The organism is Streptomyces sp. NPDC059994 (assembly GCF_042737755.1).
Lineage (GTDB): Bacteria > Actinomycetota > Actinomycetes > Streptomycetales > Streptomycetaceae > Streptomyces.
Window position 1 is genome coordinate 184043 of the sequence record NZ_JBHWUR010000004.1, and the last position, 14526, is coordinate 198568.

The window sequence follows — 14526 nt, forward strand, 5'->3', positions numbered from 1 at the left end:
CGGGGGCACGGCCATCGGCAAGGGACACCCACAGATACGGCAGCACGAGTTCCACCAACTGGTCCGGCTTCGCGTGCTGCAACATCCGCGCCGTCTGATCCAGACTTCCCCGCAACGGCAACCCGCCACCCTGCAACGCCGCACGCGGCCCCAAGTCCGGGGAACGGCCCGGGACCCGCTTCTGTGGCGTTCGGTGATTCCTGCCCCGCTTCCGCTTCGACATGAGAGAGCCTAAAGATCCCAACCCGCACCGCGACAGACCGCGTTCACCGCGTGACCGGCCCACTGCAGCCCAGCACGCAGGCACGCAGGTGCGGGTGTCACCGATGTGCGCTGCGGTACTCCTCGCGTGTAGCGTGGTGGGCGACCACGGCGCCCGCGCGCAGGACGAAGTGGCCCATGGTGATCCGCCCGCCGACCGAGTAGTCGACGGGAATGCGGCAGAGAAGTCCCTCCCGTCGTCACCGGTGGCACTTCGGCGCGGGGTGTCGCTTGTCGCAGGTCAGTCCGATTCCGATTCCGAGCCCTGCCCCCGAAGGAGCGCGTTGTTGCGCGCATAGGAGTCATACGTATGAGCGGTGGACTTGTCGATCCAGGCGAACACCTGCTGCGCCCGGTCCTTGGGGGACACCGTGGTGCTGTCCTTGTATCCCGGGACCGTCCGGTTGGCGTCCTCCCTGGAATAGAACCTTCCCGGGCGCACCAGCTCCTTCCCTCGCCGCCCTTGGGCGAGCCATGGGGGTAGAGGGTGGCGAGGCAGGTGGCACACGGCCTCTTCGTCCCGCCCAGATACGGCGGCGTCTTGCCGTTGTTGCTCGCGAGTATGCGGAGCTCCGCGTGCTGCCCCGGCGCGCCTCCGGCGGCGACCACCATGCCTTGGGCGAGAGCGGTCCGCAGGGCAGCGGGCACCGGCGCCGCGCCGCTGTGCATGTCGGACGCCTGGTCGAAGTGCCGGTTGACCCGGTCGACCCTGGCCCTTTCGTCCATCGCGCTGCCCGCCCGCGCCTCGGGGCGCGCGGCGTTGCCGAGCATGTGCCCCAGGGAGTCCGTGGCGCCGCCGTTCGCGGCCAGCTCGGCCAGGTGTTCATTGGCGCTCTTGTCATTGGCCGCGACGATGAGCCGTCCCGAATCGTCGATCGCCGCCTGCACTTCGATCGGCGGGAGCTTCACGGTCGTCAGATACTCCTTGATGACGGTCGAGATCCACCGCAGCCGTCGGACCTGCGGCTGATCCTCGTAACTGTGCGCCTTCGACTTGCCCCTCTCTTTGGTCGCGGCCTCGAAGTCGCCCTCCGGCGTGGACTTCTCGATCTTCCACTTGCCGCCGGAGAAATGACTGCGCAACAGCCGGAGGAACTCTCGATGCCGTCCCGCCAGGCCCAGCTTCTTGAGGCGGTCCAGCTCTGCCGTGTCGACCGCGTCCTGGCGGTCGAACGCATCCGTCATGGCTTCGTCCAGGTCCTCGTCGGACCCGAAGTGGTCGACGTCCATGGCGTCGCCCTGCGGTCGCGCGGCGCGCTGCACGAGCTCGGCCCGCACCGGCTCGGCGCCGGAGTCCGCTGCCACCGAGCGCTGTGCGGTGACCGAGGGGGCCGTGGCCACATCCGCCGCGAAGTCGTTGCCCTCTGTGTCCGCAGTCCGCTCGGAGGGCTGGTTGGGGTTGGTGACCTTGAGCCCGGCGCCGTTGTCGGTGCCCGTCTCGCGTTCGCCGTTGAGATTCTTGTTGAGGTGGCTGAACTCGTGCCCGATGAGTGCCATGTCCCGGGCCCCGGGCGGAGGGAGGAAGACGTGGTTGTCGATGGTCAGGGCCCGGGCGCCCATGGCCTCGATGGCGCGCTGGGCCACCGGACCGTCATGGAAGCGGCCACGGGAGAAGTCGTTGCCGAAGAAGGACTCGGCCTTGCCGCGGAGCGGATCAGGGATCTGGCTGCTCTCCGACCTGATCGCCGAGGCGATCAGAGCGCTCTGCGCCTTCGCAGTACTGTCCTCGACGCCGTCGTGACCGCAGCCGGCACCGTGGGTGTGCCGCTCCTCCTTCAACAGGCGCGCGACGACACGGTTGCCCACCTGGCCACTCAGTGCCGTGACCTCGGAGGCGCTCCTCGGGACGCGTGCCGTACTTCCGGGCACGGACACCGCCCGGCGCGGAGGCCGTGCCTTGTTCCCGGTTTTCTCTGCGGGGTCCTCTACGTGCGCGCGCATGGCATGTCCCGATCCTGATCGCCTGAATCGCAGCCGATGAGCAGCACCGGCAGCACCGCGGTGAGGGGATCAGCGTTCGGCCGCGGCTCCCTGTCATAACCGTTGTAGTCGCCAGCTATGCGCGTGGACAGTGCCGCCGGGGCAGCCTTTCGGGCAGCCCAGCACGTCACCATGGCCCGTACAGCACCGCTCTGGTGCCCCGTCAGGGGCGTCCGCCGGCTCGGGCGGGACTACTGCTCGGCGATCTCGGCCAAGGTGTGCGCCACCAGGGCAGGTGACTCCACGCCCGCCCTCTTCCAGGCGGAAGCAGGAGTGGCAGTGAGGAGCACGGCGGCACCAAAACCCGGGAGAGGACGCAGCACGTCACAGGGGAGGAGCGGCCAGGCTCACTAGGTGTTGCTCCACCCGGCCGTGCTGGAATACGAGTCGAGCAGGTCCACCACGAAGACCAGGGTCGAGCCCGCCGGGATCAACGGCGAGGGCGACTGGTTGCCGTAGCCGAGACGCGGGGGAACGATGATCTCGCGCCGACCGCCGACCTTCATTCCCCTCACCCCCCGGTCCCAGCCCTTGATGACCCTGCCACTGCCCAGGGCGAACTTGAACGGCTGGCCCCGGTCCCAGGTGGCATCGAACTCTTTCCCGGACTCGAAGGTCACCCCGACATAGTGGACCCTGACCACCATGCCCGGCTTCACCTCAGCCCCGTCCCCGACGACCAGGTCCCGGATGGTCAGCTCGGTAGGAGCGTCACCCTCCGGAACGTTGACCGCGGGCTTCGTCAGTTCACTCATTGCAGCCTCTTCACTCTCCGTCGAGCCCGCGAACGGACCAGCCGGACACATGGACACCCCATGCAGCAGATGGTCACGCTACCGAGAATGCCGAGCCCCGGAGCACACCGACTCCAGCGGCCACACGTGATGATCTTTCGCATAGCCGATGAACCCGACGTCCATGCACGGGTCACGCAGCAATCGCCCGAACGAGACGAGGCACAAACGGCTGCCGGCACACTGCGAGATGCCTCGATTCGCTCGGTCGGACAGTCCGGCGTCATGGCGGAGCACCTATGTGGACCGCGTCGTGGACCAGCTCAACAGTGACCGCCCGGGCTTGGGATGGTGTCCCTCGTCGTGGTGTACGGGATCAGTGGCCGGGAGTGCGCGGGCGTCTGCCCGGGGCGCACCTCCACGGGTGAATACCGCTCCCAACGCGGGGCGGGCCACCCCTGCCACCAGCCCACTCACACAAAAGCCCAGCTCAGCCAGTCACTCGAAACGAGCCGGACCCTTGTTCAACGGTGCGCCCGTGTCCGCCGAGCCGCACGGCCGCAGGTCGCTTCCCGCGAAGTGGTGTGGCGATGACTCCGCAGGTCGCGGCGGGTATACATCCGCATCGCGGCGGGGCTGACGGTCGGCGCCGGGATCAGCGCGAGGACGTTCTTGGGCGCCGGCGCGGTTGGCGACCCTGTAGCGATCCGGGCTTCCGGAGCCCCGGAAGAGGGCTCGCCAGGGCATCGGTCCGGCACGCCATCGCAGGGGCCTGGACGCTGCTCTGGCCTGACTGTTCACTGGGTCTTGGCGCTACGTGCTGGACACTGGATTCGCGTGCGGGTGGGATGATCCGGATTGATTTGGGCTCGGAGGGGCGGCTGGCGCGGCTGGCACGGACCGGGTTCGTGGTGTCTCCGCTGCATCTGGTGTGCGAGCTGCTGTACAAGGCGGGGCACTACCCGAACTACCTGCCCAGGGCGTGACAGTCACGCGCGGCGCGATCATCAACGTGGAGGGCTGCCTTCCCCCTCCCGCACCGACCTGCGCTGCTGACGATCACGGGGTGACCGGACATCAAGCGCGAAACCGCAGAACAATTTCGCCCGAGTTCCAATAGCGAGGCGCCCTGCGTTCTCGGACAGGGGTTTTGCGGGATTGCCGTTGTGACGGGGCGCTCCACTTGTCCCGTGAGCGCTGGACTTGTCGTGTTGTGCGTTGCGGGTGGCTGGTGGACTGGCACCCGCGGGGCGTGGCGTGCGTTGTTTGGCCGGATACCGTCCGGTGGCCTCGGTAGCGGGGTACCGCGTGCGTATCACGGAGCGCCAGATGTGGTCCCCGGTTGTCGACGTTGTCGTGGTCGCGAAGCCGATGGATACGGACCACGCCGTGGCGGGCGGCAGACCAGTCGCTGTGGATGGTCTGCCGCCCACCACGGTGTGCTGTGGGTGCTGGCCGGATTACCTACCAGCGATACCAGCGGGCGCTGCCCGTTTTGGGACGGGCGACGAAGCCGATGAGCCAGACCACGAGCACGATGACCGCGATCCACCACAGAGCCTTGAGCGCGAAACCGGCGCCGAACAGGAGCAGGGCGAGCAGAAGAACGAGAAGCAGGGGAACCATATGTATCAACCTCCGAGCCATCGGATGCCCTGACTAAGCCCGGACAAGCGCTCAGATTGGCTTGTTTCTTGTCTATGTTGCGGGGCACTTTGAAGGGTTCGCCCCTGGCTGGGTGTGAGGGAGCTGTCCCTCCGCCCGGCCCTGAGGGTGCCCGGACAAGTCCCTCGCCTGGTGACGAGGGCGTGGAGGGAAATAGATATGAACCCGTTGCCGAGCGCCTTGGCCCTGGCCGATGTCCGGACTCGTCGGTACCGTCCAGGACTCTCTGGCGTCCGGAGCCGAAGGACGGCGGTTCGGACGGTGCGGGCGCCGTCCCTACACCGGGGTGCCCAGCACATGCACGATCGGGAGTGCGGCCGCTGGTGCGGCGACTACGCCCGCTCCTCCGGAGTGGTTGTCTCCGAGCCGCCCAGGTCCAGGCGGAACGGTGGGTACTTGTCCGTCATCAGAGCGGCGTACGCGGTGACTCGCAGGACCCACCGGTTGAGGCCGATGATCAGGTCGAAGAGATCTTTCGGATACTTCTCGGTGAAGGCCAGGATCACGGCCGCGATGACCGTCAGCAGGACGATCAGGCCGCCGGACCACCGGCCGAGGTGGGCGCCGCCGAGGAAGAAGCCGATGACCATGTAGTGCGGGATGGCCAGGAGCCACCACTTCACCAGCACCAGGCCGCGGGAGAGCCTCTCCGGGTAGGCGATATCCAGCCGTGCCGGGTAGTCCGGTTCCTCGCCCAGGCTGAACGGGGGATATCGGTCGGTGCCCAGGGCGTCGTACGAGTAGTACGCGACCCGCCAACTCCAGCGCAGTACTCCTAGGTTGAAGTCGAACAGCGCGCGCGGATAGCGCTCGGTGAACAGGATGGCGAAGAACGCGATCACGGTCACCACGGTGAAAGCGATCCAGAGGAAGAACAGCACCACGTAGTGCGGAATGGCGAGGAGCCACTTCACGAGCCACAGCCATCGGGACAGTGGCGAGTCGATGTGCGCGTTTACCTGGACCGGGCGGTAGTGGAATCCCACCGGCGTCGTCATGGTGATCAGCTCCCTTCTCCCGGCGTGTGCGTCGCCGGGAGGGCTCGTCACCAGCCTGGCCGCTTCCGCCCCACCCCGCGAGGGCAGGCGGGTCCGTTCCCGTGGCCCATCATCGGCCTACGCGGCCGCCGGCTCGGGGCACACCTGTGCGGAGACGCGTAGACGGGGCGACGGTGTCGAGCAGGGCCGCACTGGGGCTCACCACCCGGGTGGTCGGTCCGCAGCAGCCGTGCCCCTATCCGCAACATGCGGCCTTACGCCTCCACTGCGGTCCGGCCTGGTCCCACTCACGGTCCCCTTGTTCGCAACGCCCCTGGTCGTGCCGCCACTGCGTGAGGCGTCCGGCGGCGTATGTCCGGCCACCGAAGGTGAGCGCAGCCCCGGTGCCGAACAGGGCCGCTGCGAAGGCCGCCGCGCCCTCGGTCGGCGGCTCTGCGGTGAGTTGCCCGCGGCTGTTCAGCCGGATCACGGCCTTCGATCCGGCCCGATGCCCTGAGTCGACCAGGGTCACCCACACTTTCCCGCTGGAGCGTACGGAGGAGGCATACGACGTCTTCACACGGGTCGGCGACACCGGTCGCTCAGGGTCGTTCTCGGCGGGGAGCAGCACGGTGCCCTGACGGGGTCCGGGCGTCCTGAGAGGAGGAAGTGCAGGCCCCGGGGCCGTGCGCTGCGGCGGCACTGCGTCCTGCGGCTGCGCGACGGCCCTGCGGGGCCGATCTGGCGGCGGAGCGGAGTGAGCATGACGACGGGGTCCGGCGGCGTTGGGCCGCCGGGCACCTGCTCGCCGGGGGTGTTTCCAGTCGGTCCTTCCTGAAAACCTGAAAAGCGGTGGCCGCACGCCCGGGACCCCACGGCTGTCATTGGAACGCTTGGATCCCCTGCTCAGGGGCGGTGTGGCGACCAGGAGGAGTGGGTCGTCGGCTCGGAGAGCGAAGGCCGATGTGGGGACGGTCGCTGGTCCGTCGCCGATGACGGTCTTTGCCTTTCGGTAGCGGCACATCGGCGGGGGTGTGCCGCTACCAAGCGGTGGACCTTCCTGGAACTCGGCGTCGACCGGACGCGGGTCTGCTCCGGCCACCCCGGTGTCGTACGTATCGCGATGACAGCCGACATTCTCCAGACAGCCTCTCCTGTGTTTTGGGGAGCTGGACGAGGTCGCCGAGGTCGCCCGCATGGTCGTGTGCATCGTCGCCGAACGGCCTACGCAACGAGGTGATTGTCGGGATCGACCCACGCCAGCAGTCCGTTCCGGCGCTCGCCTGGGCGGTCGACGAGGATGTCCGCAGGCGGTTGTCCCTCCGGCTGGTGACGGCGGTACCGCCCCTGCCCGGCGGGCAGCACACCGACGCACCCTGGCGTCGCACGACGCTCAGGGCCCAGGGCGACGACGCGCTTGCTGAGGCGGTCGCCACGGTGCGGGCACTACACGCGGAGGTGCCTCTGACGACGGAACTGCTCGACGGCACGCCATCGGCGGTGCTCTGCCAGAAGGCGGCGCGGGCCCAGATGACCGTCGTCGGTTCCCGTCGGCTCACTCGACCGGAGGAGCTCTTCAGCGTGGGCTCGGTGGCCGTTCCGGTCAGTGCCCAGGCGGACTGCCCGGTCGTTGTGGTCAGGGAGCCGGAGCACGCGGGGGAGCGGCACCCCCATCTCGTCGTGGGCGTTGACGGCAGCGAATCCTCCAGGGCTGCCGTGGAGTTCGCTGTGAAGAGGCAGCGCTGCACGGCGCTGCCCTGCGGGCCGTGTGGGTGTGGCGGCGGCCCGTAGTGTCCTTCGGCGACGAAGCGGCGGGCCTTGAGGAACGGCGCCGGATGCTGTCCGAGACCGTGGCGGGATGGGCGGACAAGTACCCGGATGTGCAGATCACCCATGAGGTCCTGCGCGGCCATCCAGTGGAGGAACTGGCACTCGCTTCGGTCAGCGCGTTGCTGGTCGTCGTCGGCAGGCAGGGACGTGGCGGGTACTCCGGCATGAAAATGGGGTCGGTGGCTCATGGCCTGCTGCACCGAGCGGAGTGCCCGGTGATCACGTGCCCGAGTCCGGGCACGGCTGAGCCGGGACTCGGACCGACGCGTGAACCGGAACCGGACGGGAGGAGCCGTGTCACCTCGCCGGACCGACACCGCTCCGGCGTCGGGCGCCGGTGGCACCGGGCTCAGCCATGAAAGGTGGCGCGTCGCCTGACTCGGTACGGTCCCAACGAAGTGACCGCCAAACGCGCTGTTCGCCTGTAAACACCCGTGGTGGCGCAGCTCCGAGATCCGCTGATCATGGCGCCGGCCGAGGTCGCCATGGGCGGCGAGCCCGTGTCACCGGGAGCCATGGGCAGAACACCACGTCCTCCTGGCCGGCATGTGCTGGGTGACGGACTGTGGCAGCGGACGCTGCTCCTCGCAGCGGTGGTGGCCGCCGGGTCCCTCACGGCGGGGCTCGCGGCGCGCGCCATGGACATGCCCTGGCAGAGCGTGCTGTTCCTGTCCCTGCTCGCGGCGCAGCTGGACGTCGTGCTCGGGCTGCGGGACCGTCTGCTGACCTGGGGGAGCCGGGTTCCTGCCGGTGGCGGTGGCCGTCGCGGCCGGGCTCGCGGCCGCTGCCCTGTGTGCCCCTTCCTCCGCGCGGTGCTCAGCACGGTCGCGCTCGACTGGACAGAGACCGCCCTGGCGGCCGCGGCACGCGGACTCGACCATCACACCGCGCGCGAAGGCGGGCGTGGGCAGAGGAGGTGGTCGTAGATGGGAGGACGACTTGCGGTGAGGCGCTCCGAGCCAGTGGTGAGGGATCGACGCCGATCGGATCCATGAGGTTGGCAGGTCAGCGGGCCGGACCCGCTTGAAGTGAGGCCAGGCCGTCAGGCCACCAGCAGACGGTAAGCCGTGGTGGCCAGGATGGTGCTCATTGAGGGCAGGTCCCGGCCCTCCTCTGCTGTTCATGCCGCGGGCCCCTGCCGACTCGGCTGGGGCCCGCGCTGCCCGAAGCCATGAACTGTTCGATTTCTGCAGTACTTCGGGTACTGCCCGATCTCGTGTCCAGGTGCCATGGGTTCTCGTTTCCCCGGCCCGTGCGCTGTTCCATACCGGTCCGAGCCCGCCTGGGAACCAATGTCCTTTATTGAACGTGTCTTTGGTGAAGATGCCGCAGTCGGGACAGGGCATGGCAGTCTGGTCGTGGTCACGCGACCTGCCGAACAGCGCCCGTCACGTCAGAGTGTTCACGGCGCGACTCAGCAACACCGGGCTGGCCGACCTGGCCCGCACTCCGCTGGTGGCCTCCATGCTGTGCCAGCTGCATGCGGCCGATCCCTCCCGGTACCTGCCCGAAGGCCGCGCGGGGGCTTACCAGTCCTTCGTCGAGCTGCTCTACGAGCAGAACACCCACAAGAGCATCCGTAACACCCACGACGAGGTGATCCGCGTCCTGAAGGACCGCCATCAGATCCCCCGTGACCAACGGGCCGCCGAGCAAACCGCGCAACTGGTGCGTGATGACCTGCCCGGGCTGATCGACCACCTGGCCCACGAGAGGATCAACGGAAACACCGCCCCAGTCGTCGAAATCCTGGCCCGACATCTGGACGTCCAGCGCCCGGCAAAAGTGAAGGCACCGCTCTGGAACGCCTTCCTGGGCGACCTCCTGCGACCCACAGGCCTCCTGTACGAGCGCTCGGGCGACTTCCACTTCCTCCACCAAACCCTCCTCGAATACCACGCAGCCCGTCATGCCACCCGAGACGAACAGGCCCGCGCCGAACTGCTACAGAGCTTGTTCCGCCGTGACCATGCCTTTGCTGACGGCCATGCGTCGGCGCCTGACGTGGAGTCGTCCTATCTCGGCTTCCTCCTCGACGGACTCCTCGCCCCCGCAGACCACATCGCGGCGGAAACCCTCCAGGCACTGGACGACCTCACCTCGCGCAACGCAATCGCCGCCTGCCGGCTCTTGGCCACGCTGGTGAAGCTGCGGACCAACCTCCCTGCTGACCGCACCGCACACCAACTCGCCAAACTCGCCCTCCGCCAAGACCTGGCCGGCTGGCGCTTGGTGGCCGCCAAGTACCTGGTCGGGGTGGACGGGCACTGGGAGGAAGGTGCCGGGCTCCTCGCCCGGCTCGTCGACGACACCACCCTCAGTTTCAAGAATCGCGTGAAGGCGGCTTGGACTCTGGCCCAGCTGCGCGGGCACCGGCCAGAAGCCGCCGGGCTCCTCCTGCGCCTCGCGGGCGATAAGTCCCTCGGCTATCCGCGCCGGTTGGATGCGGGCTGGGCCCTGAGCCAAATGAAGGAGTGCCGAGAAGGGGTCGTCCGGCTGTTCGCCCCCTACGCGTACAACACCTGGAACCACCACCACGATCGAAGGGATGCGGCCGGGCTCCTGGCCGCGTTCGGCGAAGAACGCGCCATCGAAACGCTCTTCCGTGAGGCCACCGAAGGTACCTTCGGTACCTCCGACATCCGCAACCGCGCGAGAGCTGCTCTTTACTTGACCGCGCTCGGCGACGAGCGTCTCGCCGGGCCCCTCGCCGCCATGACCGAGTATGACCCCGAGGGCGACATCCTTGGTCACGCGCTCGCAGCTAAAGCACTGTCTCAGCTGCCCCGGCACCGAGAGGAGGCTGCCGAGGTGCTGGCCCGAATCGCCAGCGATCCGGCTGTCTGGGCTGGCCCCTATCGTGTAGAGGCCGCCGAGTACCTCGCGGAGCTGGACGGATACCGGGGGAAGGCCGTTGAACTGCTCACGCTCCTCGCCGAGAACAACATTTCTCGCAACCGTGCTGACCAGGCGCTGGCCAAACTCGGTGCGCCCCGGCACTCCACTGTCGGGAAGCGGTGATTCTGATCAGAGGGGGAGCCCGTGACCTGGAGCTGTTCAGTTGTACTGGGGGGCGCTGAGTCGTAGTTGCTCGGTGAGGGTGGGCAGAGGGCGGCAGTGGCATGTCATTGACTTGGTGCGCTGTGCGTGGTGCTTGTGCAGGATGAGTTGGCGGGTGCGCATCGTCACTGGGTTCGGGCACCTATGCAACCCGCCGCGCGGGTCACCTTCCTGGAACGATTCCACCGGCGCAGAAGATCGCTACCATCAGCCAGCTCACCGTCGACGACGTCGACATCACCGACGAGACCGTTGCGATCTCCTTCGGAACCTCGCCCGTCATCCTCCCGATGCCGCTGGCCGCCCTGGTCCGCGAGCTCGTCGCGACCTGACGCGGCAAGGCCAAGATCGGCACCCCGGACGATGTCCCCTGGCTCTTCCCCGGCGGACAGCCCGGCCGTCCCCTCAGCGCCAGCCAGATCGGTCTGCGACTCCACAAGATCGGCATTCGCCCCCAACAGGACCGATCCACCGCCCTGTTCGCCCTCGCCACGGCGGCCAGCCCGCCGCGATCCTCGCTCGGATGCTCGGCATCCACATCCAAGTCGCCGTCCAATGGCAGAAGGTTTCCGGCGGCGACTGGGCCGCCTACGCCGCCGACGTCGGCCGTCGCCAACCAACCCAGGAGCCCACGTGGCGCACCACCGTGAACAACCAGCGAGTCAGGCCGGGATCTCAACGGAACGGGCCGCCGAGATGAACGAAATCACCGGCCGCATCACGCGCTGGGCCACAAACCGCCAGGACATCGTCGGCCTACTCCTTGTTGGTTCATACGCCCGCAACGCCGCACGCCCCGACTCCGACATCGACATCATCCTGCTCACGACGGACCAGGCTCAGTACTCGGACAACGCCTGGGCCAACGAGATCGTCCTCGGCGAACTGATTCGAACCCAGTCGTGGGGGCTATCACCGAACGGCGCTATGCCACGGCCTCAGGCTTGGAAGTCGAGATCGGCCTCGGGTCTCCCGACTGGGCCCAGACGGACCCCGTCGATCCTGGCACACGCCGCGTCATCGCCGACGGCGCCCGCCCCCTGCACGACCCGGCAGGAGTCCTCGCCTCCGTGATCCGGGCCTGCCGACCGTGACCACCTCGGCAGCCGACGACATGGCTCACGGGGCATTCAGACAGTTCCAATACCCGACTCCACCATTAGCCTCGGTGTTTCAGTTGAGGTCGGTCCGGATGCCGGCCGAGAACGCGAAAGTGCCTCCTGACCTGGGACGATGAGACTTGTCTAGGGTCTCTGCTGTCCCCACAGGAAGGCACTTTCTGCGTGCAGACTATCGCTTCGCGTCCCAAGCTCCATGTCAGCACGGACGGTTCGGGAGTGGTCGGGCACGCCGGTACGCGTCTGCTGGCCGACCTTGCCGACGTCACGGGGCTGACAGCCGCGTATTCCAGCGTGCTCGGGTCGTTGCGGCCGCGCGGGACCGGTCACGATCCGGGCCGGGTCATGGCCGATCTGGCGGTGGTGCTCGCCGACGGCGGCGAGACGATCACGGACCTGGCCGTCCTGCGGGACCAGCCGGACGTGTTCGGTGCGGTGGCCTCCACGCCCACCGCGTGGCGGCTGCTCGCCAGGGCGGACGAGAAGGTGCTGGCCGGGCTGCGGGCCGCTCGCGCGGTGGCGCGGGAGAGGGCCTGGCTGCAAGCCGCCGAGACCGGCCAGGGCATACCCGCCGCCCGAGCCGGCGGACGTGACCTGCCCGGCCTGGTCCTGGACCTCGACGCGACCCTGGTCACCTCCCATTCCCCGAAAGATGAGGCCGCCCCGACCTACAAGGGCGGGTTCGGCTTCCACCCGCTGCTGTGCTTCCTGGCCAACACCGGCGAGGCCCTGGCCGCACGGCTGCGGCCGGGCAACGCCGGGGCGAACACCGCAGCGGATCACATCACCGTGCTCGACGACGCACTCACCCAGCTGCCCGACGCCCACCGGCACGGCACCGACGTTCTCGTCCGCGCCGACAGCGCCGGGTCCACGAAGGCATTCCTCGCCCACGTCCGCGGCCTGCGCACGAAGGGGATCCGTACCTTCTTCTCGGTTGGCTGCCCGATCACCGAGCCCATCCGCCGGGCGATCCGAGCCGTCCCCGACCGGCTCTGGCACCCCGCCCTCAACCAGGACGGCAGCCTGCGCGACGGCGCCGAGGTCGCCGAACTGACCGGCATGCCCGCCCTGCCCGGCTACCCGGCCGGCACCCGGATCATCGTCCGCCGCGAACGTCCCCACCCCGGCGCCCAGCTGTCCCTGTTCGACACCGTCGAGGGCCTGCGCCACCAGGTCTTCCTCACCGACACCCCGAGCACCGACGGGGGCACCGCCCAGTTCCTGGAAGTACGCCACCGCCACCACGCGACCGTCGAGGACCACATCCGCTGCGGCAAGGACACCGGATTCGGCCGCTTCCCCTCCCGCCACTTCGCCATCAACGCGGCCTGGCTGGAACTGTCCCTGGCCTCGATCGACCTGCTCGCCTGGACGAGACTTCTGCTGCTGGACGGCGAACTGGCCACCGCCGAGCCGAGGAAACTCCGCTACCGACTCCTGCACGTGGCCGCCCGCCTCACCCGCGGAGGCCGCCGCCTCCACCTGCGGATCTCCAGGTCCTGGCCATGGCGCCACGACCTGGCCGCGGCCTTCCACCGGCTCGCGGCTCTGCCCCGCCCCACCGGCTGATCTGCGTGTCCCCGTCCGTCCACAACCAGAAAGACCTTGGAGACCCCGGCCACCGCGTCGGTCCGTCGACATGCCCAGACCACGAAACCGGCCCGCACAGCCCCAAGTTGACCATCAACACCGTCAGCCCGCCCGAACTGAAAGAGCGAGGTTAGCCCGCGGCCGCGACGGCATCCACGAACTGCTCGACGTCGAGAAGCCCAGGCCACCGCCGACACGCTCACCATTCCACGGCGACCTCACCCGCGGGGTCGGCATCTCCGGACCCGCCGCGCGGCGAGCCATCCACGGGGCCGCGCAGGCACCTGCGTTCGCCGGTCGATCCGCACGCACCGCCAGGCCCGCGACATTCTGGGCAACCCCGCCCTGACCGTCTACGACAACCCGCGCTCCTGCCTGATGTGCGTCTACAACCGGGACCGGGCGCTCTGTCACCGGCTGGACGCCACCGACGCCCCGCGGCAGGACCGCTGCCAGCCATCATGCGCGAACATCACACGCACCGACCACCACGCCGCCGGGCTCCTTGCCCTCTCCGAAGCCCTGGAGAAGCAGTCCGTCTCCGAGGTACTGCCGGGCCCGCTCGCCGACCGGCCGGCCCGACGGGCGGGGCAGCTGCGCGAGCTGGCCAGCCGCCACGAACGTGACCGCACCCGCCACCAGGAGCCGCCCGCATGAGCCCCGCCCTCGACGAGCGCGACCGTATCCGCGCCGCGATGAACCGCGTCCTGGGCGACACGCCCGAGCACTCCAACGGCGCGCTGACGATCGTCGCGCTCGCGGCAGAAGCCCAAGTTCCCCGCAACGCGCTCACCCAGCGCCACCCCGACCTGACGAACGACTTCTACGACCAGGCCCGCGCCCGGGGGAAGACGCCGGACAGCGAACAACGGCTGCGCCGCCAAGTCCGGCGGCTCAAAGAGCTGCGGGCCGCGGACGCCGAAGAGATCACCCGCCTCAAGACCGACGTCGAGGCGCTGGTCGGAGTCCTGCACCAGACGGTGACGGAGAACCGGCTGATGCGGCAGAAGCTGTCCGAAGGATCCGGCGTGGTCCGGGTGCTGCCGCAGCCGAGGAACGGCGACACCACACATCCGGTGCCGCCCGACCTGGTATGAACGCGCCGGGCACCACACCCATGCTCGGTGATCGTGTATCAGACACGCCCTAGGGCCTGTGTGATGTCGTGATCAGTTCCTGGGTTCTACCCTCTTCGTGGGGTGGAACCCGGTAGGACTGTGGCCGTGACGCGCAGGCAACTCACCAATGCTCAGTGGAAGTTCATCGAGCCGTACCTGCCGATCGGTAGGTACGGCCCGTACCCGGAGC

The 14526-nt window shown here is 68.6% G+C and carries 13 protein-coding genes; 9 read left to right on the forward strand and 4 right to left on the reverse strand.

From position 1 onward, the window contains the following. Positions 1-231: 231 nt before the first annotated feature. Together ACFWA7_RS04135 and ACFWA7_RS04140 are read right to left on the reverse strand one after the other, a co-directional pair. Positions 232-2067, reverse strand: a complete 1836-nt coding sequence (locus ACFWA7_RS04135) for a DUF4157 domain-containing protein (protein WP_385820755.1) — start codon at positions 2065-2067, stop codon at positions 232-234. A 524-nt stretch (positions 2068-2591) separates the two neighbouring features. Next, entirely contained in the window at positions 2592-2996 is a 405-nt protein-coding gene (locus ACFWA7_RS04140) for an FKBP-type peptidyl-prolyl cis-trans isomerase (protein ID WP_385533860.1), read from the reverse strand. Between the two features lie 827 nt (positions 2997-3823). Here ACFWA7_RS04140 and ACFWA7_RS04145 point away from each other — a divergent pair. Further along, positions 3824-3961, forward strand: a complete 138-nt coding sequence (locus ACFWA7_RS04145) for a hypothetical protein (protein WP_385820757.1) — start codon at positions 3824-3826, stop codon at positions 3959-3961. 478 nt (positions 3962-4439) lie between these two features. Here the strand turns inward: ACFWA7_RS04145 and ACFWA7_RS04150 are convergent, their stop codons facing one another. Both ACFWA7_RS04150 and ACFWA7_RS04155 read right to left on the reverse strand, forming a co-directional pair. Then, positions 4440-4601, reverse strand: a complete 162-nt coding sequence (locus ACFWA7_RS04150) for a hydrophobic protein (protein ID WP_385533863.1) — start codon at positions 4599-4601, stop codon at positions 4440-4442. Positions 4602-4972: 371 nt separating this feature from the next. Beyond that, entirely contained in the window at positions 4973-5638 is a 666-nt protein-coding gene (locus tag ACFWA7_RS04155) for a DUF4389 domain-containing protein (protein ID WP_385533866.1), read from the reverse strand. 1215 nt (positions 5639-6853) lie between these two features. On the opposite strand from ACFWA7_RS04155, the gene ACFWA7_RS04160 reads away from it, so the two are divergent. The 8 genes from ACFWA7_RS04160 to ACFWA7_RS04195 all read left to right on the forward strand — a co-directional run bounded on the left by ACFWA7_RS04160 (position 6854) and on the right by ACFWA7_RS04195 (position 14315). Next, positions 6854-7408: a universal stress protein gene (locus ACFWA7_RS04160; protein ID WP_385820759.1), complete on the forward strand. Its 555-nt coding sequence runs from the start codon at positions 6854-6856 to the stop codon at positions 7406-7408. Further along, positions 7408-7806, forward strand: a complete 399-nt coding sequence (locus tag ACFWA7_RS04165; protein ID WP_385820762.1) for a universal stress protein — start codon at positions 7408-7410, stop codon at positions 7804-7806. Before ACFWA7_RS04160 ends, ACFWA7_RS04165 begins: the two co-directional genes overlap by 1 nt. Positions 7807-7884: 78 nt before the next feature. Beyond that, positions 7885-8373 (forward strand): cation transporting ATPase C-terminal domain-containing protein, encoded by a 489-nt coding sequence (locus ACFWA7_RS04170; RefSeq protein ID WP_385533874.1) that lies wholly within the window; start codon positions 7885-7887, stop codon positions 8371-8373. A 391-nt stretch (positions 8374-8764) separates the two neighbouring features. After that, positions 8765-10468 (forward strand): hypothetical protein, encoded by a 1704-nt coding sequence (locus tag ACFWA7_RS04175; RefSeq protein WP_385533877.1) that lies wholly within the window; start codon positions 8765-8767, stop codon positions 10466-10468. Positions 10469-11203: 735 nt separating this feature from the next. Continuing rightward, complete coding sequence (locus ACFWA7_RS04180) at positions 11204-11581, forward strand: nucleotidyltransferase domain-containing protein (protein ID WP_385820774.1); 378 nt, start codon at positions 11204-11206, stop codon at positions 11579-11581. A 182-nt stretch (positions 11582-11763) separates the two neighbouring features. Next, complete coding sequence (locus ACFWA7_RS04185) at positions 11764-13197, forward strand: IS1380 family transposase (RefSeq protein WP_385820776.1); 1434 nt, start codon at positions 11764-11766, stop codon at positions 13195-13197. A 399-nt stretch (positions 13198-13596) separates the two neighbouring features. Next, complete coding sequence (locus ACFWA7_RS04190; protein ID WP_385820764.1) at positions 13597-13875, forward strand: hypothetical protein; 279 nt, start codon at positions 13597-13599, stop codon at positions 13873-13875. Next, positions 13872-14315, forward strand: a complete 444-nt coding sequence (locus ACFWA7_RS04195) for a hypothetical protein (RefSeq protein ID WP_385820766.1) — start codon at positions 13872-13874, stop codon at positions 14313-14315. Before ACFWA7_RS04190 ends, ACFWA7_RS04195 begins: the two co-directional genes overlap by 4 nt. Positions 14316-14526 lie beyond the last annotated feature (211 nt).

Coding starts and splice junctions, on each gene's coding strand:
- ACFWA7_RS04140 (WP_385533860.1), bottom strand. CDS start 2,996: ATGAGTGAACTGACGAAGCCCGCGGTCAACGTTCCGGAGGGTGACGCT.
- ACFWA7_RS04145 (WP_385820757.1), top strand. CDS start 3,824: ATGATCCGGATTGATTTGGGCTCGGAGGGGCGGCTGGCGCGGCTGGCA.
- ACFWA7_RS04150 (WP_385533863.1), bottom strand. CDS start 4,601: ATGGTTCCCCTGCTTCTCGTTCTTCTGCTCGCCCTGCTCCTGTTCGGC.
- ACFWA7_RS04155 (WP_385533866.1), bottom strand. CDS start 5,638: ATGACGACGCCGGTGGGATTCCACTACCGCCCGGTCCAGGTAAACGCG.
- ACFWA7_RS04180 (WP_385820774.1), top strand. CDS start 11,204: ATGAACGAAATCACCGGCCGCATCACGCGCTGGGCCACAAACCGCCAG.
- ACFWA7_RS04190 (WP_385820764.1), top strand. CDS start 13,597: ATGTGCGTCTACAACCGGGACCGGGCGCTCTGTCACCGGCTGGACGCC.
- ACFWA7_RS04195 (WP_385820766.1), top strand. CDS start 13,872: ATGAGCCCCGCCCTCGACGAGCGCGACCGTATCCGCGCCGCGATGAAC.